Annotated in this window: 1 protein-coding gene; it reads left to right on the plus strand. The window is 73.7% G+C overall.

The genetic code is table 11. The annotated features are described in order from the left end of the window. A partial coding sequence (locus FYW99_RS32915; protein ID WP_317847025.1) for an ADP-ribosyltransferase occupies nucleotides 1–5886 on the plus strand: 5886 nt, incomplete at both ends.

The following is a 5886-nucleotide window of genomic DNA, read 5'->3' on the forward strand; positions in this document are numbered from 1 at the left end:
CCAGCCCCATCGGCGCGGGCGCCTTCGACAACGCCGCCAAAGCCGCCACAGCACGCAACGACTTCGCCGACCTCTTCGCCCGCAACTTCGGCGACCACCTCGGCGACACCGCCGCACGCGACCTCGGACGCGACTACGCCGACACCCTCACCCGCAACTGGACCGATCCCAACCTGAGCCAGCACCTACGGGACACCATCGGCGACCGCCTGCCCCCACACATGCGCGACCACCTCGCCGACGTCCCCGTCAACCTGCAAAAACCCCTCAACGACTACTTCTCCACCACCGGTGCCTACGCCCAACAGGTCGGCGGCAGCATCGGCAGCGGAGCGCTGGAGGGCTACCTCGGCGAGGGCCTGGGCAGCATGGCCGACGGACGCGGCTGGGAGGCCTCGGTCTGGTCCGCCACATCCGGCGCCTCCCAGGCGGGCATCCAACAGGGCGCCACAGACGGCATCCTCAACGGCATCGACCTGTTCAGCGACAAGAACACACCCGACACCACAGCCCCACCGCCCCAAACCCAGACCGAAACCAACAACACCGACAACCAGACGAACGGCCGCACCACTCCCCCGCCAGAAAGGCACACGGACACGGAGTCCCTGTACGACAGCGACTCCGACTACGACAGCGACGCATCGTCCGTCTTCGACCGGGACGAGAGCTCCTCCCCCTACGACAGCGACGACGAGGCCTCGCTGTTCGACACCGACGAGGTCGCCCCCCAACAGGACACCACCACCGAGAAACCGGACAGGAAACCCGACCCCGACGCGCCCTCCGTCCCCGGGCTGCGCGACGACCCGCTGAACCTGGGGCCCTTCAACCCCAAGTCCGACGACCCCTTCCTGCCGGGCACGAACGACGGCCCCCTGAGCGTCGACTTCCTCAACGCCATCGTCCCCGACAACCCGATGACGGCCGCGCCCCCCGGAACCGACCAGGTCACACCGGACACGGGGAACACCGGCAACCGCGACACCGCGGCCCCGACCGACCGCTCCGTTCCCGAACAGGAGCAGCAGCACAACATCCCTCCCGTCGCCGTGGCGCCCCCCGTCGGCCAGGCAACCCCACCACCCGCACCCGCACCACAGAACCCGACCTCCGACACCGGCCAGCGCTCCACCCCCACCGAACGCAACAGCGGTGAACGCTCACCCCAGCGCACCGACGACACCCGCACCACGGACACCGCCGCGCGACAGACGACCGGCGACGACCTCCAGACCGTCGCGACAGGCCCCCCGCCCGCACCGGAGACCGAGACCACCGGGCAGGACGACCCCCGCGGCTCGACGGACGAACAGCGGGCGACCCCCCACGCCCCGACCGCATCCGATGCGCCCGCCCCGGCCGACATCCCGCTGCCCCCGTCTCCCGTGACCGAGAGCGGGCCGCCCCAGGACACGGAGGACACCGGACACAGCCCGTCCGAACGCGGTGGCGAACAGCCCGAGGACCGCGACGAGGACACCTCCCGCGACGACGACCGCTCCCGGGACGGCGAGAGGGATCGGTCCGGCGACGGCAGGGACCGGTCCGGCGACGAGAGCGGCGACGGATCCGACGGCGAGAGCGGCGACCGCTCCGGAGACGGCGGGAACCGGGGCGACGGAGACCGCTCCGGGGAGGAGAAGGGCGACGGATCCGACGGCGAGGAGGGCAAGGACGGCGAACGCGCCGACGACGCCGATTCCGTCCACGAGGAGGAGTCCACCGACGGACAGGAGGGCCAGGAGCAGGGCGGCAGCGGCGAACGTTCGCCCCAACGCACCAACGACAACCGCACACCGGACTCCTCCCCCCAGCGATCAATCGGTGACGGTGCGCACACCGCAGAGAGCACGTCACAACCGGATACCGCACCCACAGCTGAGCAGCGGACCACATCGGAGGACGTCCCGCCGTCTACGCCACCCGTCACCGAAACCGGCGACGGCCAGCACGACACCGACCTCAGGACGGAGAGCGCACCGCCTCCGCCGACCGTCACCGAAACCGGCGACGGCCAGCACGACACCGGTCCCACGTCCGAGAACGGACCCCCTCAGGACACGGAGAACACCGAGCACCCCCGTGCCGAGCGCGACACGGAACAGTCCGACGAGCGCGACGAGCGCGACGAGCGCGACGAGGACAGCGAACGCAAGGACGACGGCACCGGGTCCGGCCACGGGGAGGCCCCCGCCGAGGAGGCGGACGGCCAGGATCAGGACGGCGAGAAGAGCCGCAAGGACGCCCCCGTAGGAGAGGGCGAGACGTCCGGGGCGGCCCTGTCCCGGAACACGGACGGTGTCCCGCAGGGTCAGGAGACGCCGCGGTCCCGTCCGAAGCCGCTCCCCGGCAGGGAGGTCGGTCCGGAGCGGAACGGCTCGCCCTCTCCCGCCGCCGTGGAGCCCCCAGCCATGGCCGACAGCTGGGAGACCGCAGCCCCGCCGACGGAGAACAGCGGGGCGCCGGTACCGGGCGTCGGGGACGCCCCGCCCGCCGCCGAGGTCACGGCGTCCGACACGACCGAGGGCAGGCCGGTCCCCACGCGGAGCGCGGACGCGTCTTCGGTACCGCCCGCCTCCGGACCCGACCCGGCACCACCCGCATCCGGACCCGACCGCGCGGCGGACAGCGGTTCCGACAGCCCCCAAGAGACGCGCACCGACCCCACCGCTTCCGGGATCGACCCGGGGGCCGACGCCCGCGCCGCGTCGGTCCTGGACCGCCTGCCCGAACTCACCCGGGCCCTCGCGGACAAGGACATCCCCAGGGCGCGGACGCTGGGAGCCGAGTTCTGGAGGCTGCTGCGACCGGTCGACGGCCCGGCCCCGGAGAACCGCTCCATCCGCGAGGCGCGCGCGCTGGCGCAGGCACTGGTGTACGTCGTCTCCGACCCGTCCGACAGGCGCGTCCCGCTGAGCGGCGAGTCCGTCCCTCCCGAACGCGTCCAGGACGCCGAGGTCCTGGCCCGCGGCATCGACCGCCAACTCCGGGACCGCCACGACCCGGTCCGCGCCCGGCTCTGGCAGCCCGGCGGGCAGCTCACGACGGACTACGTCCGCTACGCGACGCAGGACCCCGCGGACCGGGGCCCCTCTCCCTACGGCGCACCGGACACGGTGACGACCGTCAACACGGCGCTGGTGGACGGCGACGGAGGCGCACCGGTCTCGGAAGGACGGTCCGGGGAGTCGTCGACGCCGGGCCGGACAGCGACGGACAACAACGCCCCCGCCGCGTCCGGGCCCGGGTCCGGGACGATCCGCCGGCTGCCGACCGGTGCCGAAGCCGACCGCTACGGCGACCTCCTGCACGACCCCGGCTACAACCCCCACACCTTCGACGCGCTCCCCACCCCGACCCAGGACGCGGTCTCCGCCTACACCCGCTCCCCCTGGCTGAACCGCTTCGCGCGTCTGCACCCGTTGAACGAGGCCACCGTGCAGGCCGAACTGGACCGGATCCGGGACGAGAGCCGATCCCACCCCGGATGGCAGGTCCACGAGATCGGCGGCGGCCAATGGCCCGACCTGGCACGGCTGGAGGAAGCCGCAAAGCGGGGCGGACTGAGCCCCGAGCAGGAGCGGATCGTGCGAGGCGTCCTCGACAACCCGTACCCGGAGGCGGCGCTGGAGAACCTGCGCGAGCGCTCCGGACGCGCGGGCGAGATCACCGAATCCCTCGCCCTGGGCGGGGAACCGGCGCACTTCCCCGACGCCTCGCAGGTCCTGGCGTTGCTCCGGCGCCTGGACCGCGCCACCGACCGACCCTTCCCTGAGGGTTTCGAAGCCGTGCACGGCATGTACCAGCACCGGCACCTGCTGGGCGAGGGCAGCACCGACCCCCGCACCCTCGCTGGGACCACGCACGTGGAACAGGGGTACTTCTCGATCTCCCTCGGTACCGTTCCGTCCGCGGCGGGCGGCTCCCCCATCGACCTGATGCGGCTGACCGTGCCGCAAGGCTCCCGAGGGCTGTGGGTCGGCGACCGGAGCCAACATCCCCGCGAGCGCGAGGTGATCCTCACCCGGGGGACCCGCTACCAGATCACCGCGGTCGAACCCTGGGGGCGCGGTTACCTCTTCCACGCCCAGATCCTGCCCCCCGCGCACGAGGCCGGGCCCGCCACGGCCCCGGCCTGGACGGGCGAGGTACTGGACCGCATCGACCAGGCCCTGGACGCGGACGACACGGCAGCAGCCCTGGCCGGGATACGCGAGGCGGCGGAACACTTCACCGCGGACCTGGCCTCCGCTCTGCGGGATGCCGACGGCTCCGGCCGGACCGCGACGATCGGCCGCCTCGAACAGTTGCGGGAGGCGGCCGAGCAGCTGGCGGACCGGGCCTGGGAGATCGCCGACACCGCCCCGGAGGCGGTCACGGCCACGGTCGCCCTGGCCGCGGACCTGGCCGCCGCCGCGGAGAGCGTCGCCGCGCGCGGTGCCGCCGACGCGGCCGCGGCCCGGGACGCGGTCCCCGAGCCGCCCGAGGTGGACCCCGAGGATCCGGACCGGATCACCGACGCCGCACGGGAGCGCGACACGGCCCTCACACGGGTCTCGGACGCCGACACCGCGCGCGACGACGCCGAACGCGCCTCCCACATCGCCTACGACGCCGCCGACACCGCCGCCCGCACCGCACGGACCACCGGGCACGATACCGGGACCCGGGTCGGGGAGGCCCGCGCGGCCGCCGAGAGGGCAAACACCCATCCCCGCACCGCGATCACGGCCGCCGAGGACGCGGCCGACCGGCACGAGAGCCTCACCCGCACCGTCAACGTGGCCGCGAGCATCGCCGTCGGTATCGCGCTCAGCGACGCGGTCGCGGCCCGCGGCGACGCCGCCGCGACGGCGGCCGCCCTCGACCGGGCGCGGTCCATCGCCGACCTGACCCCTCCCGACTCCGCGGCGCGCATGAGACTGAACACGCGTATGAACGCGATGGGGCTCTCCGGCCCGGCCGGCTCCAACAACTTCTTCGCCTTCGCCGTGACCGACATCGCCGGAGAGGTACGGGACCCGGACGGGGACGGCACCGGGACGAGCGGCGCCGACCCCGACTCCCTCGCCCACGGCCTGGGACTGACCGACACCGACGGCCCGGAGCCGGATCTGGCGGAGGCGCCCGGTCCTGCGACCGGCGCATCCCCGAGCGACCGGACGGAGCGGGAGCCGGGGGCGCACCCCGCGGCGGACTCGCTCCTGGACGCGTTCAGCGGCGCCCTCAACACGCAGTCCCCGCCGGTCCGGAGCGCACCGGCGACCGGGGAGGAGTCCTCCGACCCCGAAGCCGGACCGTCCCCGCGGCCGGTTCCGGCCCGGTCGGCGCCCGAGCCGAACACGGACGACGAGACCACCGAGGCCGCTCCTGCCGAGACCGGCGTTTCGCGGGAACAGGCGACACCACCGGACCCGCTGACCACCGAAACCGGAGAGACGCCGGAGGAGGCGGTGCGCCCGCCCGCGCCGCCCGCGGCCGAGACGCGCGTGCCCGCGGAGGAGGCGCGGACCAGAAGCGGAGAACACGAGGAGGGCGCGCCTCCTCCGCCTCCCGCACCCGCACCCGCACCGGCCGAGAACGACGGCACCGAACAGGAGCCGTCGGCGCGGCCCGTCGACACCGACACCACAGACACGGAACACGCATCCCCGCCGTCCCCGCAGGAGAACACCGACACCACCACAGACACCACGCACACCGAGAACACAGAACGCACGCCCCCGCCCCCACAGCACGAGCACGACACCACCGCAGCACCCGTCGAGACGGTGGACGCCACAGACACGGAACACGCACCCCCACCGCCCCCGCAGGAGAACACCGACACCACCACAGACACCACACACACCGAGAACACAGAACGCACGCCCCCGCCCCCAC

Origin of the sequence: Nocardiopsis deserti (assembly GCF_008638355.1) — a bacterium.
GTDB lineage: Bacteria > Actinomycetota > Actinomycetes > Streptosporangiales > Streptosporangiaceae > Nocardiopsis > Nocardiopsis alborubida.